Annotated in this window: 25 protein-coding genes; 15 read left to right on the top strand and 10 right to left on the bottom strand. The window is 65.1% G+C overall.

Annotated elements, in window-relative coordinates:
• Positions 1-120 precede the first annotated feature (120 nt).
• Entirely contained in the window at positions 121-681 is a 561-nt protein-coding gene (locus NN4_RS27860) for a GNAT family N-acetyltransferase (RefSeq protein WP_222595187.1), read from the bottom strand.
• A 388-nt stretch (positions 682-1,069) separates the two neighbouring features.
• Between NN4_RS27860 and NN4_RS27865 the strand changes: the two genes are divergently transcribed.
• Both NN4_RS27865 and NN4_RS27870 read left to right on the top strand, forming a co-directional pair.
• Positions 1,070-1,408, top strand: a complete 339-nt coding sequence (locus NN4_RS27865) for a metalloregulator ArsR/SmtB family transcription factor (RefSeq protein ID WP_147137568.1) — start codon at positions 1,070-1,072, stop codon at positions 1,406-1,408.
• Between the two features lie 11 nt (positions 1,409-1,419).
• Positions 1,420-2,163 (top strand): DUF2071 domain-containing protein, encoded by a 744-nt coding sequence (locus NN4_RS27870; RefSeq protein ID WP_246181124.1) that lies wholly within the window; start codon positions 1,420-1,422, stop codon positions 2,161-2,163.
• A gap of 583 nt (positions 2,164-2,746) precedes the next feature.
• Here NN4_RS27870 and NN4_RS27880 read toward each other — a convergent pair.
• Complete coding sequence (locus tag NN4_RS27880) at positions 2,747-4,156, bottom strand: KasA/KasB family beta-ketoacyl-ACP synthase (protein ID WP_147137574.1); 1,410 nt, start codon at positions 4,154-4,156, stop codon at positions 2,747-2,749.
• 90 nt (positions 4,157-4,246) lie between these two features.
• Here NN4_RS27880 and NN4_RS27885 point away from each other — a divergent pair, with 90 nt between their 5' ends.
• Positions 4,247-4,855, top strand: a complete 609-nt coding sequence (locus NN4_RS27885; protein WP_147137577.1) for a TetR/AcrR family transcriptional regulator — start codon at positions 4,247-4,249, stop codon at positions 4,853-4,855.
• A 279-nt stretch (positions 4,856-5,134) separates the two neighbouring features.
• Positions 5,135-5,494 carry a hypothetical protein gene (locus NN4_RS27890; RefSeq protein WP_147137580.1) on the top strand — a complete coding sequence of 120 codons (360 nt, stop codon included), beginning with the start codon at positions 5,135-5,137 and terminating at the stop codon, positions 5,492-5,494.
• 150 nt (positions 5,495-5,644) lie between these two features.
• Here NN4_RS27890 and NN4_RS27895 read toward each other — a convergent pair whose 3' ends face one another.
• Entirely contained in the window at positions 5,645-6,469 is an 825-nt protein-coding gene (locus NN4_RS27895) for a DUF1206 domain-containing protein (RefSeq protein ID WP_147137582.1), read from the bottom strand.
• A 295-nt stretch (positions 6,470-6,764) separates the two neighbouring features.
• Between NN4_RS27895 and NN4_RS45225 the strand changes: the two genes are divergently transcribed.
• Positions 6,765-6,914: a hypothetical protein gene (locus tag NN4_RS45225; RefSeq protein ID WP_186818669.1), complete on the top strand. Its 150-nt coding sequence runs from the start codon at positions 6,765-6,767 to the stop codon at positions 6,912-6,914.
• A gap of 22 nt (positions 6,915-6,936) precedes the next feature.
• On the opposite strand, the gene NN4_RS27905 is transcribed toward NN4_RS45225, so the two are convergent.
• Complete coding sequence (locus NN4_RS27905; protein ID WP_147137585.1) at positions 6,937-7,647, bottom strand: hypothetical protein; 711 nt, start codon at positions 7,645-7,647, stop codon at positions 6,937-6,939.
• 175 nt (positions 7,648-7,822) lie between these two features.
• On the bottom strand, positions 7,823-8,221 hold the full coding sequence (locus NN4_RS27910) for a nuclear transport factor 2 family protein (RefSeq protein ID WP_147137587.1): 399 nt from the start codon (positions 8,219-8,221) through the stop codon (positions 7,823-7,825).
• A gap of 90 nt (positions 8,222-8,311) precedes the next feature.
• On the opposite strand from NN4_RS27910, the gene NN4_RS27915 reads away from it, so the two are divergent.
• Complete coding sequence (locus NN4_RS27915; protein ID WP_147137590.1) at positions 8,312-8,758, top strand: MarR family winged helix-turn-helix transcriptional regulator; 447 nt, start codon at positions 8,312-8,314, stop codon at positions 8,756-8,758.
• 35 nt (positions 8,759-8,793) lie between these two features.
• The gene (locus NN4_RS27920; protein ID WP_147137593.1) at positions 8,794-9,831 is read left to right on the top strand and encodes a heavy-metal-associated domain-containing protein; all 1,038 of its coding nucleotides are present in this window, start codon (positions 8,794-8,796) and stop codon (positions 9,829-9,831) included.
• Between the two features lie 46 nt (positions 9,832-9,877).
• Here the strand turns inward: NN4_RS27920 and NN4_RS27925 are convergent, their stop codons facing one another.
• From NN4_RS27925 to NN4_RS27935, 3 genes are read right to left on the bottom strand one after another with little or no spacing between them, the layout of a single operon-like run.
• Entirely contained in the window at positions 9,878-10,672 is a 795-nt protein-coding gene (locus NN4_RS27925; RefSeq protein WP_147137596.1) for a hypothetical protein, read from the bottom strand.
• A gap of 29 nt (positions 10,673-10,701) precedes the next feature.
• Entirely contained in the window at positions 10,702-10,902 is a 201-nt protein-coding gene (locus tag NN4_RS27930) for a hypothetical protein (protein ID WP_147137599.1), read from the bottom strand.
• Positions 10,899-11,807 carry a helix-turn-helix domain-containing protein gene (locus NN4_RS27935; protein ID WP_147137602.1) on the bottom strand — a complete coding sequence of 303 codons (909 nt, stop codon included), beginning with the start codon at positions 11,805-11,807 and terminating at the stop codon, positions 10,899-10,901. The genes NN4_RS27930 and NN4_RS27935 overlap by 4 nt, the downstream gene beginning before the upstream one ends.
• A gap of 165 nt (positions 11,808-11,972) precedes the next feature.
• Here NN4_RS27935 and NN4_RS27940 point away from each other — a divergent pair, with 165 nt between their 5' ends.
• A complete protein-coding gene (locus NN4_RS27940; RefSeq protein ID WP_147137618.1) occupies positions 11,973-12,197 on the top strand; it encodes a hypothetical protein in 225 nt (74 codons plus the stop codon).
• A 218-nt stretch (positions 12,198-12,415) separates the two neighbouring features.
• Positions 12,416-12,718 (top strand): hypothetical protein, encoded by a 303-nt coding sequence (locus NN4_RS27945; protein ID WP_147137621.1) that lies wholly within the window; start codon positions 12,416-12,418, stop codon positions 12,716-12,718.
• A 138-nt stretch (positions 12,719-12,856) separates the two neighbouring features.
• On the opposite strand, the gene NN4_RS27950 is transcribed toward NN4_RS27945, so the two are convergent.
• Positions 12,857-14,083 (bottom strand): MFS transporter, encoded by a 1,227-nt coding sequence (locus NN4_RS27950; RefSeq protein ID WP_246181125.1) that lies wholly within the window; start codon positions 14,081-14,083, stop codon positions 12,857-12,859.
• Between the two features lie 88 nt (positions 14,084-14,171).
• Here NN4_RS27950 and NN4_RS27955 point away from each other — a divergent pair, with 88 nt between their 5' ends.
• Together NN4_RS27955 and NN4_RS46660 are read left to right on the top strand one after the other, a co-directional pair.
• Positions 14,172-14,651, top strand: a complete 480-nt coding sequence (locus NN4_RS27955) for an RrF2 family transcriptional regulator (RefSeq protein ID WP_147137624.1) — start codon at positions 14,172-14,174, stop codon at positions 14,649-14,651.
• A 616-nt stretch (positions 14,652-15,267) separates the two neighbouring features.
• Positions 15,268-15,399 carry a hypothetical protein gene (locus NN4_RS46660; protein ID WP_281289415.1) on the top strand — a complete coding sequence of 44 codons (132 nt, stop codon included), beginning with the start codon at positions 15,268-15,270 and terminating at the stop codon, positions 15,397-15,399.
• Between the two features lie 8 nt (positions 15,400-15,407).
• On the opposite strand, the gene NN4_RS27960 is transcribed toward NN4_RS46660, so the two are convergent.
• The gene (locus NN4_RS27960; RefSeq protein WP_246181126.1) at positions 15,408-16,586 is read right to left on the bottom strand and encodes a serine hydrolase domain-containing protein; all 1,179 of its coding nucleotides are present in this window, start codon (positions 16,584-16,586) and stop codon (positions 15,408-15,410) included.
• A gap of 887 nt (positions 16,587-17,473) precedes the next feature.
• Between NN4_RS27960 and NN4_RS27965 the strand changes: the two genes are divergently transcribed.
• The 4 genes from NN4_RS27965 to NN4_RS27980 all read left to right on the top strand — a co-directional run bounded on the left by NN4_RS27965 (position 17,474) and on the right by NN4_RS27980 (position 20,375).
• A complete protein-coding gene (locus tag NN4_RS27965) occupies positions 17,474-17,884 on the top strand; it encodes a hypothetical protein (RefSeq protein ID WP_147137627.1) in 411 nt (136 codons plus the stop codon).
• A gap of 206 nt (positions 17,885-18,090) precedes the next feature.
• Positions 18,091-18,333 carry a hypothetical protein gene (locus NN4_RS27970; protein WP_147137630.1) on the top strand — a complete coding sequence of 81 codons (243 nt, stop codon included), beginning with the start codon at positions 18,091-18,093 and terminating at the stop codon, positions 18,331-18,333.
• A 113-nt stretch (positions 18,334-18,446) separates the two neighbouring features.
• Positions 18,447-19,322, top strand: a complete 876-nt coding sequence (locus tag NN4_RS27975; protein ID WP_222595188.1) for an alpha/beta fold hydrolase — start codon at positions 18,447-18,449, stop codon at positions 19,320-19,322.
• Positions 19,323-19,445: 123 nt separating this feature from the next.
• Positions 19,446-20,375, top strand: a complete 930-nt coding sequence (locus NN4_RS27980) for a TauD/TfdA dioxygenase family protein (RefSeq protein WP_147137633.1) — start codon at positions 19,446-19,448, stop codon at positions 20,373-20,375.
• The last annotated feature ends 92 nt before the right edge of the window (positions 20,376-20,467 follow it).

Consider the following 20,467-nt stretch of genomic DNA (forward strand, 5'->3'; position numbering starts at 1 on the left):
TGCGCGCGTTGGGAAGCGCTGTCAGCCAACCGATCTGGACGGCCGCCCAACGCGCGCCATGCGGCAATATCGGATGCTTCGCTCACAGAAGGCAAGGATGGCTCCGCCGCCGGCCCGGATTCACCTGACCTGATCTTCTCCGAGTAAGGGATTCAGCCGAAAGCTCAGCTGCGCCCCGAGTTCGCGGAACCCGAGGGCAGCGGCAACCCGCCGGGATTCCGCCGAGCGGGCACGCCACTGCGGGACCAAACCCTGCCCCAGGGCGTGCTCTACCGCTGCCGAGGCAGCCACCCGAGCGAAGCCGTGACCACGCCGATCAGGCGCGGTCAGCACCGAGACATGCGCTGTGCGGTTCGGCCAAACTCGATACCCTGCGGCCGAGGCGATCACACCCGCCGAACGCACGACGAACGCCGACGAGGTGATCTCGTCCAACCCACTTTCGTCCCGGTCGACTTCCCCCGATGACGCCAAGAACTCACCCAGTGCCCCATCTTGGAGCGCCACCCGTTCGAATCTCTCCACCCCCACAGTGACCGGCCGAAACAATTCCACGCTGCAGTAGGCCAGCGCCGCAGGACCACGCACCTCGGCAACAGACAGCACCATGCGCAACCGCTCCACATCGACGACCTCGGCAACCGGGATCTGACATCCAGCGGCTCGAACCTTTTCTGCCACAACGGTATCGGGTGCAGTCGCAATCGCCGAACCCTGCAACACCACCGCACCGACCCATCCCGCCGGACACATCAGCGACCTCGGCGATACCACCACGTGCAGACGGCTGGGCGTAAAGGAAACCGGAACTACCGCCAGTTCCGCCCACAACGCCTGAGCATGAGCCACTACAGCCGCAACCGACATCAAATCCCCTCCCCGCGTCCAGCATCGAGAACAAGCTTGCACCACCAACTGAGCCCACGCATCGGCAGATCAGTGTGCCTACTGCTCCTGCACGTAAGACGACGAAGCGCGCGCGTCGGGCCGTGATATGACGGGTGATCTTGTCGACACTGCCTGTCGCGGCCCTTGTTCGCTATTTAGCTAGAGTGCTAAATTGCAACGCATGACCGAGATCGATCCTGCCGACGAAGCGGGAGTATTCCGCGCGCTGGCCGATTCGACGCGCCGCCAGATCTTGGAAGACCTCCGCTCCGGCGAGTTGACCGCGGGTGACATCGCCGCGAGATTCCCGATCAGTGGCCCCTCGATCTCCCGGCATTTGAGCGTGCTCAAGGCAGCCGGGCTGGTCCGGGAACGCCGAGACGCCAATCGAATCTTCTACTCGCTGGTCGAGGAGCGACTGGCGTTGTGCGTCGGCAGATTTCTGAGCACGATCTGCCCTGAGCAGGTCATCGTCAGGCAGCGCAGAGCCCGCAACACCGAGAACGGGGAAACCGGATGAGACCACCGCGAATGTCGAGCGTCATAGAACGCCGCCTGCTTGTGAACTACCGAGTCGACCCCGCGATCGCCGCAGCCCTGATGCCGCCGACAATGCGACCGCAGTTGGTCAACGGCTGGGTAGTCGCCGGCATCTGCCTGATCCGCCTCGGGCAGTTCCGGCCCAGTGCACTCCCCGGCTGGGCCGGACTGCGTACCGAGAACGCCGCACATCGCATCGCTGTCGAATGGGATGGCCCGCAGGGACATTCGACCGGTGTGTATATCGCGCGCCGCGACAGCGGCTCGCTGATCAACGTCTTGGCCGGTGGGCGACTCTTTCCCGGCGAGCACCACGCCGCGCGGTTCGACGTCCGCGAAACAGCGCGGGACCTGCACGTCGCCTACCGCACCCGCGACGAAACCATCTCCGTCAGTGTCGACGTCCGAACCGCCGTGCGATTCCAGGGCAGCGAATTGTTCGCCGATCTCGCGCAGGCATCGGAGTTCTTCAGGCAGGGCTCGGCCGGATTCTCGGCCACCCGAGGCGGCCAACGCCTGGACGGGCTCGAGCTCCGAACAGACGCATGGCAGGTCGAGCCCGTCGACATCCAATCGGTTCGGTCCACGATCTTCGACGACCCGGACCGGTTCCCGCCGGGCAGCGCGAAACTCGACTGTGCGCTACTGATGCGCCAGGTACCGGTGACCTGGCAGCCCTTGCCAGCCCAGCACATCGTTGCCGACAACGCCGCAGACGGGCGCAGCGCCCGCTGAGAAGCACTGTCCGCCATTCGGTTTGGGCATTCGACCAGCGCCCCCGCAACGCGGCAGTACAGGACGTCTTCCGTAGCGTTACTGAAGCCCGATCCAACGAGAAGTTTCGGCTTGCTCCTGACGTAACGTCAGGCCTTAGCGTCGGCGGTACCCGCGCGAGGTGCGTCGGTGGAAGTGAGACGGAAGCGGATGGACGAGACGGGTATCGAGCAGGTGTGGAAGGTCGGCGAACTCGCGACTAAGTCCGGGCTGACAGTGCGGACGTTGCATCACTACGACCCATCGGGTTGGTATGCCCGGCTGGGCGCACCCACTTCGGTCATCGGCTCTACTCCGAAGCCGGTCTCCTCCGCCTGCCACCAGCCGGGTACAACGTCAACGCGATCGATGTTCAGGCGGACACCGACGTCTCTGCGCTTCTCCGGGTAACTGGGAATCTCATGCGGGACGGAGTTCTCGATGCTCGCCCGTTCGAGACGTCGTTCACGCTGAACAGATCCTCGGCAGACGACGCATACATGATCGCCAACCAGATCTTCCAGGTCGTCTAGACAGCGATCGGACGATCCCGCGAGGCTTCGCATCACGTGATACCACGAGTTGGCTCGAGCTGAAGCGCGCGTTCTCGGGTCGCGCGCTTCTCGGCATTTCCGCGTTTTGAAAGCCCTGCCAGGCAAGCATTCTGGAGGCCGACCGACGCGCCGCTCGCGGCATTTGAGTGCGTTCGGAAAGCCGATGTGGATAAGCGTCGGCCGAAGGTGAGTGCGACGTTGTGGCCGCCGAAGCCGAAGGAGTTGTTGATTGCGTAGTCGATTCGTAGCTGCCTCGGGTCACAGGAGGTGATGTCGAGCTCGACGGCTGGGTCTTGGTTTTCGAGGTTCAGTGTCGGTGGGATGGTCTGATCGCGCAGGGCCAGGACTGTGAGGACTGACTCGAGCGCGCCAGCTGCGCCGATGGAGTGCCCGAGCGCGGACTTGGGCGCGTAAACGACAGGGTGGTTGCCGATGGCGGTGCTGATCGCTCGGGCCTCGGCTTCATCGCCTATAGGTGTTGCGGTGGCATGGGCGTTGACATGGGTGATGTCGCTGGGCGTGAGGCCTGCGGTCTGTATCGCTCGGGTGATGGCGCGAGCAGCACCCGCACCCTCCGGATCCGGTGCCACGAGATGGAATCCGTCCGAGGTGACGCCGGCGCCGAGTAGACGCGCCAAGACTGTCGCGCCTCGGGCGGTGGCATGTTCTTCGGTTTCGATCACCATGAGCGCGCCTGCTTCACCGAACACGAATCCGTCGCGAGCCGAATCGAATGGCCGCGACGCGCCTTTCGGGTCGTCGTTGCGAGTGCTCATCGCGCGCATCATCGAGAAGGCAGCCATCGGCACCGGATCGATATAGCCCTCGACACCGCCGGTGACCACAATGTCGGCATCGCCCATCGCGATCATCCGCCAAGCGTTCGCGATCGCCTCCGAACCCGACGCGCAAGCTGATACCGCGGTGACGACGCCCGCTCGCGCGCCCAGCTCGAGGCCGACGACGGCCGAAGGTCCGTTGGGCATCATCATCTGCACCGCCAGAGGGGAGACGCGTCGGTAGCCCGCCGAAATGAGGTTCTCCCGAGCTTGGATGACCGCGTCGCCACCGCCCTGGCCGGTGCCGATCGACACGCCCAGGCGATCTCGATCGACGTCCGGGCTTTCGGCGTTGGCCCACACCTGCCGCCCGAGTACGGTCGCGAGCTGCTCGACATAGGCCAGACGACGCAATTCCACACGGGTCAAAAGACTTTCGGGCCTCACCTTCAGCGGTCCACCGATCCGTACCGGCAGGTCATGCTCGGTGACCCAGGGCTCGTCGAGCCGCTCGATACCCGACTGTCCAGCGAGCAGGCCAGTCCACGTGCCCTCGGCATCACCAGCGATCGAGGTCGAGGCCGCCACGGCGGTGACCACCACGCTCGGGAACTGCCCATCAACGGAGAACGGATTGCGCACCTTCACCACACCCTTCGACTCAGACTTAGACCATACGGTTTGACCATATGGTTCAACCAAGTGGATGACAAGGACTGTACGCTGCACTACGTGGGCAATCGAGAAGATTTACTACGGGGCGCGCGACGCTGCCTAGAGGAACGCGGCTGGGCCAACACCACCGCCCGCGACATCGCTACGGCCGCAGGCGGAGTCAGCCACGCCGCCATCTTCTACCACTTCGGCTCCCGCGAAGCTCTGCTCACCGCGGCGCTGATCGAAGCCGTCGAAGAACGACTCACCACCTTCCGCACCGCGATCGCCCAGTCGCCGTCTGCCGACACCGCCACCCAGTTTCGGAGCATGTGGAAACAGTTCGATGAAACCTTCGAATCCCAACGCGGGATGTGGCTTTCACACTTCGAAGCTGTCCTGCACGCCCAGCAGTCCGAGGACCTTCGGACCGTGCTGGCGGAGAACCAAATCGCTGGACGAATCGGTGGTGTCTCCTGGCTGACCGGTAAGGATGCGACCGCTACCGAAGTCGATGAGCACGCCGTTCGCTCACTCGGCTCGGTCTACCTGGCCCTTATCGCCGGTGTCGCATGGCAGCGGCTGGTTGACCCATCCACCGCACCACGCTCGGGCGACATAGTTGACGGCATCGGCATGCTGGCGTCGCTGCTGTCTGCCCAGTCGACGCCGGACAGGGCCACCTGAACCGAGCGTCGGCGCGATGCCACGCTCCCCTAGTGCACGGTATTCGGCTATTTCAGTGCGCCGTGACGCCGAGATCGCCTGAGCCGTTTGATCTTCGGGCGTGCCGGTCAGCTGGTTCGAGACGCGCGGTTGCGGCATGTCCGTGCGTTCGTAAACCGAGGACCCTCGCAACGAACTGTTATGCCTGGCGGGGCCGGGGCTCGGTCCTGCTCTTACCTAGGGACCGCGACGATACGAACTGAACAGTCGACTTGCTCGGATGTCGGGCATGATCGGCTGATGGAGTTCCGATTGGCTGTGACAGCCCAACCCGACAGCCATCAGTTCTCGATCATCGTCGAGCCCGAAGCAATGACGTATGAATTCCCGGCGGCGGGCAAGATCGTCCTGACGTTCCGCGGGCCGGATTCCATGCTGGCCGAACTGACTCACTATCCCGACACGGTGGCCGTTTGGCGTCCCGCCGACACCGAGGTCTGGGCCACGACAGCGGACGGCCAGAGCGAGCAGATCGGAGGCTTTTCCGACAATCCGGCGCCAGGATTCGACACCGGCGGGAAGCCGTTGGATCGACCGCTCCGAGAGACCCTCGAGCGGATCTTCTACGACCAGCCACCGACCGACAATTCCTCCACATGAGCCGGGCGACCAGCCAGCGGTCTCGCAATCGCACGCACATCGGCAGAAGCGCGCGTCCACGTGGATGCGCGCTTCTCGGCAATAGCGGGCGTTCGGTCGGCGCCAGAAGCCCTCAGGCTGTTGGTATTCCACGCGCCTCAGACCGTCAGGCTAGTGGACCTTGCGGAACCGGGCGTCGAGAAAGGTAAAGATCGCGAACGCGGCCAGGCCGACCGCAACGATGAGCAGCAGCACGGTGCCGTACGGCTCGGCCGCCAGGGTCTTGAGCGCCACGTCCAGCCCGGTCGCCTTCTGCGGCTGGCTCTGCACGGCGGCCACGATGACGAGCACTCCGGCGCCGGCGTACACCCCACCGAGCGCCGCGTACCCGACCCGCCCGAGCCGGATCACGACCCGTTCCGTAGACCGGCTCGCGTTGCTGAAGTCCTGCTCTTCGTGGAACCGCTTCGACCAGCCGTGGCGGGCGACGAACAGGCCCGCGACTACGATCGCGAGCCCGATGACGATCACCACCGGCTTGCCCCACTCCTTGCTGAGCAGGCTGCCGATGAGACCGAGCTGCGCTTGGTCGGTCGACGAGGCCGGAGACCCGTTCGCGAGCTTGGCCGCGCTGTAGGCCAGGGAGCCGAACAGAACCGCCTCACCGAAGTTCATCGCGCGCAGCAGCTTCTGCTTCCGGCTGTTCCGCGCGCCGGTGAAGGTCTCGAGCAACTGCCACAGCACGGCGACTCCGAGCCCGACGGCGATGAGCCACAGCACGAATTCGCCGCCGGAGTTCTCCGCGAGGTTCTGCAGCGCGCCGGTCTTGTCCGCTTTCCCGACCCCGTCGCCGTCGAGGTCGCCGAGCGCGACCTGAACGCAGACCCACGCCACGAGGAGGTGAACTACGCCGTACGCCACCAGGCCCACCCGCACCGCTAACTGGAACGGCGCGCTGCCGGCCACCTCGTGATGGACTTGATTCGACTTCCTCATAACCACACCACGAGAAGACCGTAACCGCGCGAGGCCTCGCTGGCGCCCGTAATACTCACACACCTCGGCACGTGCGCCGGCAGTCGAAATGCGCGCGTCGAGGCACAGCCGCCCGGAAAGTTCCGAGGCTCGTCCGTTTCGCCAGATCCATGAACTGGTCGCCGAGCCCACATCCCCGCCAGGACGGTTCCAGATACAGCTGCTCCAGGTCGTCGTCGCTGAGCACCAACAGCCCAGCACCTGTTCGTCACCTGCTGCCACCCATGTCTCGCGCTGCGGGACAACAACGTTCGGGTTGACCGCGCTGCGGCGGGCCAACGGCGTGCCGCTGGACGAGGCGTTCGAGGAAGCCGAATCGGCTTGGCGCGCGCTGGTTTCGAAGAACGGGTCCACGTCGATGGGGCGCGGTGAGCTGCTGGCGTTCGTACGCGAGTTCGACAAATAGCTGACCCACCCGCCGGTCTGCACTACAGGACTTCCTGTCCCCCAGCATCGGGCAGCGGCCGTTCGTTGCAGGGAGGGGAGATCGGCTCCGAGCGATCTCCGAACAAGTAATCGCGGAAGGCCCGCAGATACTCGTCCAGTTCCTGCTGCTCGAGGAACCAGGCACCGGTCGGGTCGTACCACTCGCTCGGAGTCGGGCGCCGCGCGATCACGTAGTCGAGGGCTTCGCGCACCATGGCCGCATGGGTCGGATCCGCGGCCGACCTGGCGCGCTCCATCCAGGTAAGGCTTTCCCACTTCTGATCATCGAACTTGGGTTGATGCATGTATACCAGCGGCAGCAATAGGCTTTTGATATGCGGGATTTCGTCCCACCAAGTGGGAGAGGTACCTGTGACAGGCGTTGGAATACCGGGGCGTTCGGCCGTCCGGTCCACACCCCGAGAGCGCCAGATCGGTCCGATCGAAAGGTTCCAGGGTGGGTACCACACGCCTCGCCACACCGGGACCCCGAGATTGGGCGGGTTCACCGGAAGTGGCTGGGCCAGTGAGATGTCGACCGTGATGCGGCGCACCGGGGGCAATTCCTTATCGGCGGGAAGGAGATCCGCCACCATCGACAAGCAGTCCTTCTCATCGAAGCCGGTTACCCCAACGCCCTGGACGAGCGCAATCCAGTAATCCGAATCGCGCTCCACGTCGAATTCGATCCAAAACCGCCGCACCGTGGACATACTCAATCCCCTCCCCCATGAACACCTACCACCAACAGTTGCTCAATAATGCCAACGCCGATCAGTTCCTACCACTGGATAATCGGCGGTAGCGGATGTTCCGCGCCCGGCGGTCTCATCCTGGTGGACGACCCGTAAGCGCCATTCGATGTCGCTGGCTGCGAAGTGGTCCCTATCACCGGGCGCTACCCAGCCCCCGATCCTCGGCTCCGCCCGACAGCATGGTGGTGGTCTCGATGATCTGCCGGAAGCGGCCGTCGGCGGCGAGTTCGGCGAATACCAGCACCTCGAAGACGACTTCGCTGCCATCGGTCTTACAAATGTGGACCGTATGCCGGTCGGCGTAGCGGTCGCCGCAGATCAGTTCGTCATGCACCTCGACGCGTCCCTCGGTGATCACACCGCGCAAATGGGTGATGTGTTCGACGAATTCGGCGTGGTCGCTCCAGACGCCGTCGGTGCGCTGGCGGTAGTCGCCGGTGAAGTGCCGCGCGAAAGCGGTGTCGACATCGATCTGCCGATCGAACAGCAGGTCGGTGAGCGCGGTCGCGATGTCGGTGCTGGGGGCGGTCATGGTCACTGTCTCCTTCAACTATTTGCGTGCAGTATGCACGCATCTGACCATACCCGAGATGCGTGCTCGATGCACGCTATTGTTGGTGACATGGCGGAACAGGGAACCGGCGCCCAGGTCGCTGCGGCGATCGCGGAATTGCTGCGCAGGCGAACCCGGGAAGGTATCTACGCCGAACTCACCGAGGGCTTGGATCCGGCGGTGGACACCACGACCTATCCGGTGCTCAGCGCACTGGCCCGCTGGGGACCGCGCAGCGCGGCCGCGCTCGCCACCGAAATCGGACTGGATCGCTCGGTGACCAGTCGCCATGCGACACGCTTGGAACAGGCTGAATTAGTCTGGCGCGCACCGGATCCCGGCGATGCCCGCGCGACCCTGCTCGGACTGACCGATCGCGGTGAGCGGGCGGTCGAGGTAATGCGCGAGCGCCTTGCCGACCGTCTCGACCGACACCTGGCCGCCTGGCCCGAGGACCAGGCACGCGCCTTCGCGGCCGCGCTGACCCGATTCGTCGGCGAGAAACCCTTCGGCTGAATGCGAGTTCGTCGCAGTCCCGCTATGTTCACCGCATGTTCAACCTGAAGCTCAACTGCGCGACGCGACGCTACCGTGCGGGAGGTCGGCGTCGATTGCGGTTCAGGTGGGCCGTGATTGCGCTGGTCGGGATAGTCGTCTGCTCCTGCAGCAGGGGGACCGAGGAGTCGAGAGGCATCGAGGCTGCACTCGACCGGATGCCAGGGGTACACCAGGTTTCGACCGATTTCGACACAAACTTCTCGACGGTGGTCGTGCTGGCCGGGGATGCGTCGGCCGAGCAGACCAAGGCGGTGATCGAGGTTTTCCGCGACCGGATAGCGGCTGCATCCGGTTTGCAGCGGCGGCGGATTGATATCGAAATCCGTTGGGGCGAGCAGCCGAGCTCGTTCAAGGCAGGGAGAGACGGGTTGGCTGCGGCGCCGGACCGCGCTGTCCAATGGCACACGCTGAGCCATGCTTTTCCCGAGGACGAGGTGGCATGGACCTACAAGTGGGACTCGTACTGTTGCGATGACTTCGGGCCGGGTGACCTTATCGCAAAGGGCCACAACGGAATCGGCCATATTTCTTTGAAGCCGTTGGACGCGAACGACTTCCGCGCGGTGAGCGAAACGTACCGGCGCTTGATACGGGAGTTCCCTGAACTGGCGGGGGCTGAATGGGAGGTCGGCGCCTGGGGTCGCAAGAGCGGGTTTCTGCGCATGGACAACCGGTACCCCAGCGAGCTCGAATTCTCGGTCTGGCAACGACTCAACGAGGACCAAACCCTGCCCCACAGTGTGCATATGGTGACACGATCCGAGCCACGTTCATACCCAACGCGCCCTCACGTCAGCGAGCAACTCCAGTCATCGAACTTCGATGACGCGAAACTCCTGGCCGAGAAGCATCTGCCTATCGTCGCAGAACTGGGCCCGGCCGCCGTCGATTACCTGGCTACCAGCCGCGACAGCCTGGCAAGCAGCGACCCGGACCGCAGCCTGCGAATCACGATCGGCGACTGCCAATATCGTGACCGCCCACCCAGCCCGGCTGAGCAGCCGTTGGTCGAGCGATACGGGAAGTGCTGACCCGCTGATCGAGTTGCCCTGTCGGGCAAGCGATCAGCCGCCGCAGTCAGCGCCAGTGTTCGACGAAATAGTCGTCGTAGGGCCAGCAATCGGTGCCGAGGTCGCGCAGCACGCCATGGCGAAAACGCAGGAGGTCCAGTCGTTCTTGCGGGGTGAGGTCCTCGTCGTGCGGTATGGGGTCGTCGTCCCATTGGGCATCGCTGTTGTAGTGCAGTTCGCCGCCGACGTAGTAGTCACGGCGAAAGCTCGTGCGCCACTGGGAATTCGAACCCCAGTTGTGTGACAAGTCCTGCACGTCCCGGTAGCAGCGCCAGAAGGTGAAGTACATACAGGAGCGGGCGGCGGCTTGCTGGTCCAGAACTGCCGAGCCGGCGCGCACGGTGACGCCGGAACGGACCAGCAGCAGGTTTCCGACGAATGCGCCGGGCCAGTGTTGGTCGATGATCGTGGGTGGTTCGCGCGGGTCGTCGGACTCGACGACGTCGACGATTTCGTGGAAGAACGGGTGAAACTTCCCCTCGGTGATCGAGGTTGCTCCGGCCAATTCGGTGAACTCGGTCCAGGCGGACGGCGACGCTCCCGAGTACGCGGCCTCCAGATAGTGCGGCTGAAGTGGCACAAGAAGCATGTCCACCAACCGGTTCACCGCGTACAGGCCCCAACGCTGTTCCGCGGGCAACTCCAGGCGATGCCCTTCTCGCACACCGTATTCATGGAGTTCGGCGATCAGCTGCGGACGCTCGGCGAACCACGGTCCGAACTGCGCGGCACCCCAGCCCGCAGGCTCGTCCAGCAATGACTCGAACAGCGTTCTGACTTCCCACAATCCGCTGTCGGACACCAGCCGAGCGTACAAGATCGGACTAGGCATCATTCGCGGTCCGCGCTCCGGCGTGCGCCGGTCAGCCCCGCGAAAACGGTGAGCAAGACCTGCACCGCGGTCGGCCAGTCGACCAGAAAGCCGACCGGCGCGGCGGTGGCCACGGCGGCGACGAGTTCCGGCCACGGCGGCGCGGCCGGTGGTGGGCTCGGCTGTGGGTTGCGCTCTTCCTGCGGCGGGTGGGTGCTCACGCGGTCTCCAGCAGCGCCTGAAGGAGTCGAGGGGTCTCGCTCTGTCGTGCGGAGTGCCGGGCGAGAGTTTCAGCGATATCGAGATAGCGGACGATGTTGTCCTGACCCTCCATGTACAGCGTGCTGGTCGGTTGCGAGATACACACGACATCCGGCAGCAGGGTCTCGGCGAAGCGCAGGTAGACGAATGCGCTGTCCATGATCGCGGGCCCGAAGGCGGTCTGGTCCACGATCTGGATCACGATGTTCTCCTTCTGGATGCACCGCGCCAGGTACTCCAGTTGGGCCCGCCAGACCGCGATACCACCGATCTGCCTACGTAATGCGCTCTCTTCGACCAGGATCCACAGGTAGGGCGGATTGTCGCGGTGCAGGATCTGCTGCCGCTGCAGGCGCACCTCCAACTGCTTGTCGATCTCGTGGACGGGGCGGGCCGGATTCCGCAAACACAGTGCCGCTCTTGCGTATTCGGGTGTTTGTAGTAGGTCGGGAACGACCGCGGGTTCGTAGCAGCGGATCGTGCGCGCGGCCGCTTCGAGGCTGAGCAGTTCGAATCCTTTAGGGAGCGAGTCGCTGTCGCTGTGCCACCAGCCGGGGCGGTTGCCCAGTTGCACGAGCGACAGATACCGGTCGTGCTCCTCCGGGTCGGTGACGCCGTAGCAGTTCAACAACTCGACCACGTCGAGCCGATTGAGGCCGACCATGCCGGATTCGATCCGACTGACCTTGGAGCCGGTCCGGTACAGCTGCCTGCCGACCTCGTGCTGAGTGAGCCCCAGTTCCTTCCGCAACTGCTGGAGGCGCAACCCCAACATCCGACGGAGCACCGTCGGCACATCGCCGATGTTGGTGCTCTCGCGGGTACTGATCGGCTCGATGTGTTCGAGGCGCTGCTCTGCATTCACGACATCGAGTCTGACACCAGAGGTATCAAAATGTGCTTGCAAATGTGCGTGCAAATCGTGGCGCGGGTGCGGACTGCGGACCCGACCGGCGACGCGGACAGCTCCGTTCGATGGGTGGCTCAGCGGTTTTCGGTGCGGCGACGCTCGGACGTAGGGTGAGAGCTCGTGGAGTCAGACAGCAAACTGGAGGACTTACGGTCAGTGCTCTCGTGTGTTTTCGAGAAGCTCGGCGCCGAAAGCCTCACCGAACCCGACCGGGTCGAGTTGGTGGCGCGCGCCGAGGTGGTTCAGGACCAGATCGATGAGATCCAGGACGTCGTCCGCGACGAGGAGCACGTCGACATGCGGACTACGCATGCGCCGGAGCCGTCAGGTGATCGGTTGTTCTGAAGCGGCGCCGAGCCGCAGGGGCCGCGGCATTGCCGGGCGTTCGGTTACACCTCCGACGGTAAATTGTCACCGCAGGCCAGGCATTCGCCTTGGGTCTGCGGAAGCGCTGCGATGCTTCGGTTTCGGAACCGGCAACTCGCCGGGCGCGACTGATCCTGCTGTCCCCTGACCCAGGAGCCCGCGTGTGCGCGATGTTGCCCCGACGTACCCTCCGCACGATGTTCGCGGTCGCCTGCACTACCGCCGCAGCCTGCGCGTCCACCGGTCAGGCCCACGCTGAAGCGGTCGCCTACCGCAGCTGCGGGGAGGTCGACACCGTCACCGGCCTGGAAATCTCCGACAACCGCGGAAACACGATCACTTTCCACCAGAACACCACCTACGATCTCGCCTTCTCGTTCACCCCGGAGATCTCCATCCCCGCGGAAGAGGGCACGTTCTTCCTCTACGCCGTGCACGATGCGACGGGCCTTTATCAACGAGCTGACCTTCGCGGACGTCATTGTCGCCATGCTCCATGAGTTGTCTCCACAGGTCGTCGCGTACCCAGAACGCCCGGCCCCGCAGGACCGGGGGTTCAGCTCAATGTCGGCCAGGCGACCAGCGACACGGTTCACGGCTTCGCCAAGTCGAGCACCGCCAGGGCGGTCGCGCCACTGTCACAGGGGGCGAACCGAATTCGGCCCGATGGTGCCGCGCAGGCGTGCGATCGGCCAGAGCATCAGCAGGCCGAGGCCGCCCAGCACTCCGAAGCCGACGGTGAAGTCGCCCGTGGCATCTCGCAGCGCACCCACCAGGAGCGGGGCCAGCGCCGCGCAGGCGTAGCCGACGAAGAATGCCATCGCACTGATCCGCCCGGCTTCTCCCGGATCCCGACCGGCCAGGACAGGAAGGGTCAGCACCAGCGTGAAAAGTCCGCCGTGCCCAATCCCCAGCACTGCGATCCAGACCCACGTCCCGACGCCCGGCGCATATGCCAACCCCAGGAAACCGGTGGCGGTCAGCGTCATCATCAGCGCCAGTCCCGCCCAGGGTGCCCGGCCTTCTCCCAGCAGCGCCGGTACGGCCAGCATCGCGACCACCTGGATCGAGATCATCACCGTCAGCATGACACCGGCGGTGGCTGCGTCGAGACCGGCATCATCGTGCAGCAGGGGCGCCACCCAGGCCAGCTCGCAGTAGTAGAGCGCGGAGTTGACAGCCGAGAGGATGGTGAGACTCCAGGCCACACCGCTGCGCCAGGGCATTCCTTTGGTCGCGGGCCCGGCGGGGGCCGCGACATTGTCCAGGTGCAGAGCCTTCCCAGCGGCGGACCACAGTGCGATCCCTCCCAGCGCGAGCACCGCCCAGGACGCCAACGCGCCAGGCCAGGAGTGCAGAGCCTCGGCCAACGGCGCGGTCGCCCCGGCCGCCACCGCGCCTCCCAAGCCGAGTCCGGCGGTGTAGATGCCGGTGACCAACCCGGCTCGGGCGGCGAAGCGTGACTTGACCACGGCGGGCAGCAGCGTCTGTGCGATGGCAATTCCCGCGCCTACGATCGCCGCGCTGCTCAACTGCAGCCAGGCGGAAGCGCCGAACACTCGCGCACCAGTGGCCACAGCGATGATCACGAGTCCGGCGAGCACGCCAGCCTGCAGCCCGTAGCGCCGGCCCACGTAAGCGCCGAGCGGGGCACATACTCCCATTGCCAGCGTTGGAATGGTGGTCAGCAACGACACCCCGGTCGCCGACAGATCAAGGTCGGCGCGGATCTGGCCGACCAACGGCGACACCGCCGCGATCGCAGGCCGCAGGTTCGCGGCCGCGACGAAGAGGGCCAGGGCCGCCACGCCCAGGGACGTACGGCCGGAGGGCGCCGGGCTGGATGGCATTTCTTTGAGCGTCATCGCACTCCACAATCTATCTCGGACAATAAGTGTCCGAGTTATATCACATCTCGGATAGTTGGTGTCCGAGATGGGTTAGGGTGGGGGCATGAGGATGTCGAGCGGCGTGGAATGGGCCCTGCACAGTTGTGTCACGCTCGGTCAGAGCCATGATCCGGTGCCGGTGGCGCGGCTGGCGGAACTGCACGGCACCCCGCCGGCGTATACGGCCAAGCACCTCCAGGCTTTGTCGCGGGCCGGCATCGTGCGCTCCGCCATGGGCCAAGCCGGTGGCTACACCCTCACCAAACCCGCCTCGGAGATCAGCGCCTTACAGGTGGTGCGGGCTATCGATGGCGACGAACCCGCCTACCGATGTGCCGAGATCAGGCAGCGCGGACCGTTGGGTATCCCCGCCGGGCAATGTGCACGACCGTGCGCGATCGCCCGTGCGATGGCTGCCGCTGAAGCCGCATGGGCACACGCGCTCGCCCACGTCTCCATCGCCGACCTCGCCGCTGATATCGATGCCGACAGCGGTGGCACAGCCATAGCCGATGTCCGCGAATGGCTGACCATCAAGCGCTGAATCCGCCGGCCCGGCGGCACAACTCATTCTTTGCCCGGTGGCACCAGCAAGGAGGTGCCTAGGTGGTCGTTGTTGATCACGGCCGGAGCGCTGGCGACGGTCGCAGTCAGTGGCGAACTCGGTGAGAACCGACAGTCGCCCCTGGCACTACCTCACGCGAGCAGAGCTCGATGAAGATGATGACGACGATGAGTAAGCCCTGCGACCCGATGCCCCGCCATCGACAACCGACGTGCCGCGCTGCAATCGGCAGCAGCGCGCATTCAGAAGTGCTGCCAGCCAACCAATTCGGACGAAGGGCCAACACGCGCCATGCGGCCTCTGCGGACGTTCATAGCGGGGTTCTGACAGGCCCGGCATGGAAGTGTCGAGCAGCTCGCACAGGACATGGACGTGACGTTCGTGCTCTGATGCAAGGGCAGTCCACAACCGCTCGACCGTCACCATCACCGGAAAACCTCTGGCCCCGAGCGAACCGGTCCGTCTAGCCTCGCACCGGTGCAGCTCCAGATCAGCGTCCACCACGCACGACTGGGACGGGACTGAGGTAGATGGGTCGCGGCCGCACAGGGCGGACCCCGCGCAGCCGAGCCGTACGGGCAGTTTCCGGTTCTGGTTGCTGTTCGAGCGCATCGCCGCGCGACGAGCCCAAGCCGGCCCGCGCGCCATCTTCGCCAAGCCCGACCTGACCGGCGAGGATCGCGGGCACCGCCGGGTGCAGACGGTCCCGGCCTACTCGGACGCCTGACGTCGCGGCTACCTCCCGCAGAGCGCGGTGTCGCGGGCGGCGCTGATGGCTGTCATCGCCTGCTCCGAGGACGGCATGAAGTTCACGGTAAGGGTCACCGCGCGGCCGTCCGGTGTGACGCCACCCAGTGTCCCGAAACCAGGTGCGCCGCCGCCATGTCCCCAGAACTCCGTTCCGCACGAGGATTCGTAGCGGAACAGCCCGAGGCCCACGCCCCGCAGGCCGGGCAGGGGCAGATCGGCCGGGACAGTGCTTTTCATTTCCGCGAGAAGCTGCGGTGCGAGCAACCGTCCGCCCAGCAGTGCGATGAAGAATCGATTGAGATCCGCTCCGGTGGAGACCAGTGCGCTGTCGGCGCCGCCGATGCCGTAGTCATCCAGTTCCGTTACGTCCGTGAGCTTTCCGTCGATCATGTCGTAGCCGTGGATGTGCGGTGCCCGAAGCGTCGACTCACCGGGCTCTGGGTAATAGGTCGAGGACAGGCCCAAAGGTTCGATGATCCGCTTGCTGATCTCGGTCCCGATCGAGCGGCCGGTGACCCGCTCGACGACCAGTCCCGCCAGCAGATAGCCCGTGTTCGAGTACACCGGCTGCGCGCCGGGCAGGGGAGCTTTTTCCCGCAGCGTCTCCCGGACGACCTGTTCGGTGTCGAACGGCTGGCGATGACGGTTGCCGATACTGTTCGCCATCTTATCCGGGTCTAGATAGTTCGGCAGTCCACCGGTGTGCTGCAACAGGTTTCGTACGGTGATCCGATTGCCGTCGTACCCGTTACCCGCAACCACTCCTGGCAGATATCGCTCGACTGGAACGTCGAGCCCGACTCTGCCCTCCGCGACGAGTTGCAGCACCACCGTGGCGACAAAGCTCTTGGTATTGCTCGCGATACGGATGCGCGCGTCATCGGGGATCGGTGTGCCGGTCGCGACGTTCCCGGCCCCAACGGAGTGGAATGCGTCCTTGCCGTCCGCAGTAACGACCACCTGAACGCCTGGAATATGTTGCTGCAGAAGGCGATCCACTGCCTGCGTGAACTCGACCGACAGGACAGGCGCGGGCTCGTCGGAACGACCGCACGCCACTGTGGTCGTGAGCAGAGCTGCGGCCATGGCGAGTCCGAACAACAATCGAGGGTTCACGCCGGAAACGCTATTGCCGGCGAGCGGGGCGATCGATGCCGCCAGCACCCGAATATCGGGTAGCACAGACGCTACCGCCGGTCCTCGCCGTCGTTCCGGTACAGCGCGATTCAGCTACTCGATGCGATCGTTGCGCGACTGCGTCGAAGCGGCTGAGCGCTCGCTATCCAGCGACCTCGCAGAACAATCCGACGGCTCCACGCCCAGCTTGCGACGACACAGTCCACCACCGGTACCCGCCCGCCTCCCAGCTACATCGCGGTCGAATCCTGCCGTCCCTGTTCCCACCACCGACGGGAAAGCCTGGTTGTGAGTCTCGACCGCTGCAGGTCCTACGTGCGGTTATGCCTCCGCCGATGACGAGCGCTGGAGGGAGCCGGGCCCGGTGGCTTCGGCGTGCTTCACCGCGCGATGGACCCGCGAGCGGCGATGTCGGTGCCCGCTGGCGAGCCCGACAGAAGATGCTGGCGGCGCGGATCATGGACACCCCGGGTTGCACTGAAATCGGCATGTACGTGCGTCGGGAAGTACTGTCGACCAAGCGATCTGGACGAACGCCCAACGCGCGCACCGTGGCATTTGAGGGTGGTCCCTGCGGGGTGCACGTCTACGGCAGCGAGATCAGGAGCCCTGCCGAGGCCCGGCCACTACCCGGAGTGCATCGCTCGAGCTCGCTCCGACTCCATCTGCTCAAGCAGAACATCTGCTACATCAGCCATCAGGCCCCTTTCTGAAAGTCATCCAGGCCCATCAAGCGCCCGAGCGGCCGATCCTGTCCAGCCCCGACGTGTGTAGTGCCCTTGCGTCCCTGGCCCGCGGTACATGCGCCCGCCGTCCGAGCAAACTTCCATTCCTCGAGGCCGTCTGGATCTAGCGCTCATCGGCATTTGTGGACGTGCTCGTTGGGCGGGGTGGCGTGGTGGTTGAATCGCTCGATGCGTGGTGACGAGATCATCGGTCAGTGGAGTGTGGAGGCCGGGTATCACAGCTCGATGGAGGATGAGCAGTTCGTCTTCTGGGGTGATGGTGTGGGGTTGGTGGAGTACGCGCGGCCGGGGGCGAGTGAGTGCGTGCTGTTTCGATGGGCGCGTACGGCGATTCGGACGGTGCGGCTCGAACCGCATCGGTGCGTCCGGCGCGAGGGCGGTGCGGTTGTGGATGATGATGTGCCCGAGGTGGTCGAGATCGGTTATCGGATCGCGCGGGAGCAGCGGCCGTTGATCGGTGAGGTGCTGCCGGTGCTGTATTTGCCCGCTCCGTTCGCGGCGACTCCGGACGGCGGGTACGGGCTGATCACGCGGGAACCGGCGGTGTATTTCACGAATATGCGGCGCGCGAGTTCATGAATCGAGGCATCGTCAAAAGTCTGTGCGTACCATCCGCCGGATGTCGGTGGCCCGCTCGAACCTCGGCGCCGACGGCCACTTTCCTCGAACGCTGGCCGTGAATCGCCCTGTCCTGTACCTACGGTGTTCATCTCCGGTGGCGGAGTGAACGTCTATAAGCGGAGCCGAATCGTCCAGCGCTGAAACCGTGCTCGGCCCAAACGGTCGTGCTCGAACTGCACGACCGCGACAAGCTCGACGACCACCTCCTCGGCGCGAACCCGACGGTCCGCGACTGCGACGGCCAGTGGGCGTTCGTCGCCTGGGACTCCCCCGGCGACAACGCCCGCCTCATCCGCCGCGCCGCCAACGGCTGGACCACCTACGCCCGATTCCCGCACGACGTGTGCTGGGCCAAGGCCGCAGGCGATGGCGTCCCCGCCCGCATGAAAGATCACTTTCCCTGCTGAGCCCGCCCCGCAAGGCAACCAGGGCGTGCGGTTTGCTTGGTGGGGTCGGGTTCGGAATGATCTGGTCGACGGATGTCGCGATGTTCGTGGCGTAGCGGGGAATTGGGGGAATAGTGACGGATATCGAGCAGCACACTCAGGGAACGCCGGAGTGGGTCGAGACGCGGGATGGGCGGCGGCTGTACGCGATGGTGTTGGCCGAGAAGGCCGACATCGGCACGGCGACTGTCGTATTCGAGGCCGGGTCGGGCACAGCGCGGTTCTCCTGGGCGAAAGTGCAGCCGGGGGTCGCGCGGTTTGCGCGTGCGATCGTTTATGACCGATCAGGGCTCGGGCGTAGCGCTTTCGATCCGGCGGGACGGACCCTGGAGCGCATGGCCGATGATTTGAACGAGGTGCTCGATCATTTCGAGGCGGGCCCGTTCATTCTGGTCGGGCACAGTGCCGGTGCTCCGATCGTGCGGCTCGCCGCCGCTCGGCGACCGGATCGGGTGGCGGGTCTGGTGCTTGTCGATCCCACCGATGAGGCCGCCGAAGTGCTGTTCAGCCGTAAGTTTCGCTGGTTCGAGCGGACCGCGCTCGCCGTCGGCACGGTGCTTGCCCGGCTTCGGTTGCTGGAGAAGGTGTATGCCTGGCAATTGCGCGTCGTTCCGGACGATGTTCGACGCGATATAGAGCGCGAGGCGTTCACGACCGGCGTGCTGCGTACTCAGCGGCAACAGGCCGCCACCTATCTCGACGAGCTCGCTACTTGGCGAGGCAATCCGCCGGAGCTCGGGTCGATTCCGGTGACCGCCATCTCCGGCGGACGCGCCGGTGACGGGATGAGCGCCGCGATGCGCGCCGAAGCCAATGCCTCGCATGCCTTTCGGGCCGCGCAATCCCCGCACGGCCGCCATGTCATCGCCGAGCAATCCAGTCATTACGTGGTGGCCACCGAACCGGAGCTGATCGTCGCCGAAATCGAGCGGATGATGCCGAGGGCGTAGGACCGTGCCTTGCCGAAACACCATGCGGCAGCTTTCGAATCGGCGTGACCGTAATGCTTGTCGCACCAACCGCGGAATGGTTTCGTCTGAACCAGCCGTCAGGTTGGAGCGAAAGGTCCCGGTATGTCTGTCGATTACCCCGCGAGCGAAACCTCCGTGGTCAAGCTCGGTGCCCACATCGGCGCACAGATCACCGGGATCAGGCTGGGCGGTGACCTGGACGCGGCGACCATATCCACCATTCGCGCCGCACTGCACGAACACAAGGTGATCTTCTTCCGCGACCAGCAGCACCTGACGGAGGACGGACAGTACGAATTCGCGGAACTGCTCGGTAAACCCACCACCCCGCACCCGACGGTCACCTCGGCAGGCGTGAAGAGCCTGGCCATCGATTCCCGCCACGGCCGCTCCAACACCTGGCACACCGATGTCACCTTCGTCGACCGCGTCCCGAAGGCGTCGATCCTGCGCGCGGTCGCGCTACCGAGCTACGGCGGCTCGACCACCTGGGCCTCCACCGTCGCCGCGTACAACTCGCTGCCGGAACCGCTCAAGCGGCTGGCCGAGGGCCTGCGCGCCCGGCACACCAACCAGTACGACTACGCCGCCGACATCGAGGACCGCCTGGACGAGGGCGCGAAGGCCTATCGGCGCGAGTTCGAATCCACTTACTTCGAGACCGAGCACCCGGTGGTCCACGTGCACCCGGAGACCGGCGAACGTGCGCTGCTGCTCGGCTGCTTCGTGAAACAGCTCGTCGGCCTGCCGAGCAGCGAATCGCAGGCCTTGTTCCGGCTGTTCCAGGACCGGGTGACCCGTTTGGAGCACACCACCCGCTGGGACTGGTCGCTGGGCGACGTCGCCATCTGGGACAACCACGCCACCCAGCACTACGCCATCGACGATTACGACGGCAGTGAGCATCGCAGGCTGACCCGAATCACCTTGGCAGGCACCATTCCGGTCGGCGTCGACGGCACGCCGAGCACCGTGATCGCGGGCAACGCCGAGTACTACTCCACCGCGGATTCCCACACTCGGGCGGCCTGACTTACGCCTGATCAGTACCGAACACAGCGCGGGCCGAACGCCGAATTGTCATCCTGGCGGGAATAGCCGGATCGACAATCCGCCGCGCGCCA

It is taken from the genome of Nocardia ninae NBRC 108245 (assembly GCF_007990755.1).
GTDB lineage: Bacteria > Actinomycetota > Actinomycetes > Mycobacteriales > Mycobacteriaceae > Nocardia > Nocardia ninae.

Bases quoted from the DNA above. Each gene is read 5' to 3' on its own strand.
- NN4_RS27865 (WP_147137568.1), top strand. From the start codon at position 1,070: ATGACCGAGATCGATCCTGCCGACGAAGCGGGAGTATTCCGCGCGCTG.
- NN4_RS27870 (WP_246181124.1), top strand. From the start codon at position 1,420: ATGTCGAGCGTCATAGAACGCCGCCTGCTTGTGAACTACCGAGTCGAC.
- NN4_RS27890 (WP_147137580.1), top strand. From the start codon at position 5,135: ATGGAGTTCCGATTGGCTGTGACAGCCCAACCCGACAGCCATCAGTTC.
- NN4_RS27895 (WP_147137582.1), bottom strand. From the start codon at position 6,469: ATGAGGAAGTCGAATCAAGTCCATCACGAGGTGGCCGGCAGCGCGCCG.
- NN4_RS27905 (WP_147137585.1), bottom strand. From the start codon at position 7,647: ATGTCCACGGTGCGGCGGTTTTGGATCGAATTCGACGTGGAGCGCGAT.
- NN4_RS27910 (WP_147137587.1), bottom strand. From the start codon at position 8,221: ATGACCGCCCCCAGCACCGACATCGCGACCGCGCTCACCGACCTGCTG.
- NN4_RS27915 (WP_147137590.1), top strand. From the start codon at position 8,312: ATGGCGGAACAGGGAACCGGCGCCCAGGTCGCTGCGGCGATCGCGGAA.
- NN4_RS27920 (WP_147137593.1), top strand. From the start codon at position 8,794: ATGTTCAACCTGAAGCTCAACTGCGCGACGCGACGCTACCGTGCGGGA.
- NN4_RS27945 (WP_147137621.1), top strand. From the start codon at position 12,416: ATGTTCGCGGTCGCCTGCACTACCGCCGCAGCCTGCGCGTCCACCGGT.
- NN4_RS27950 (WP_246181125.1), bottom strand. From the start codon at position 14,083: ATGACGCTCAAAGAAATGCCATCCAGCCCGGCGCCCTCCGGCCGTACG.
- NN4_RS27955 (WP_147137624.1), top strand. From the start codon at position 14,172: ATGAGGATGTCGAGCGGCGTGGAATGGGCCCTGCACAGTTGTGTCACG.
- NN4_RS27965 (WP_147137627.1), top strand. From the start codon at position 17,474: ATGCGTGGTGACGAGATCATCGGTCAGTGGAGTGTGGAGGCCGGGTAT.
- NN4_RS27980 (WP_147137633.1), top strand. From the start codon at position 19,446: ATGTCTGTCGATTACCCCGCGAGCGAAACCTCCGTGGTCAAGCTCGGT.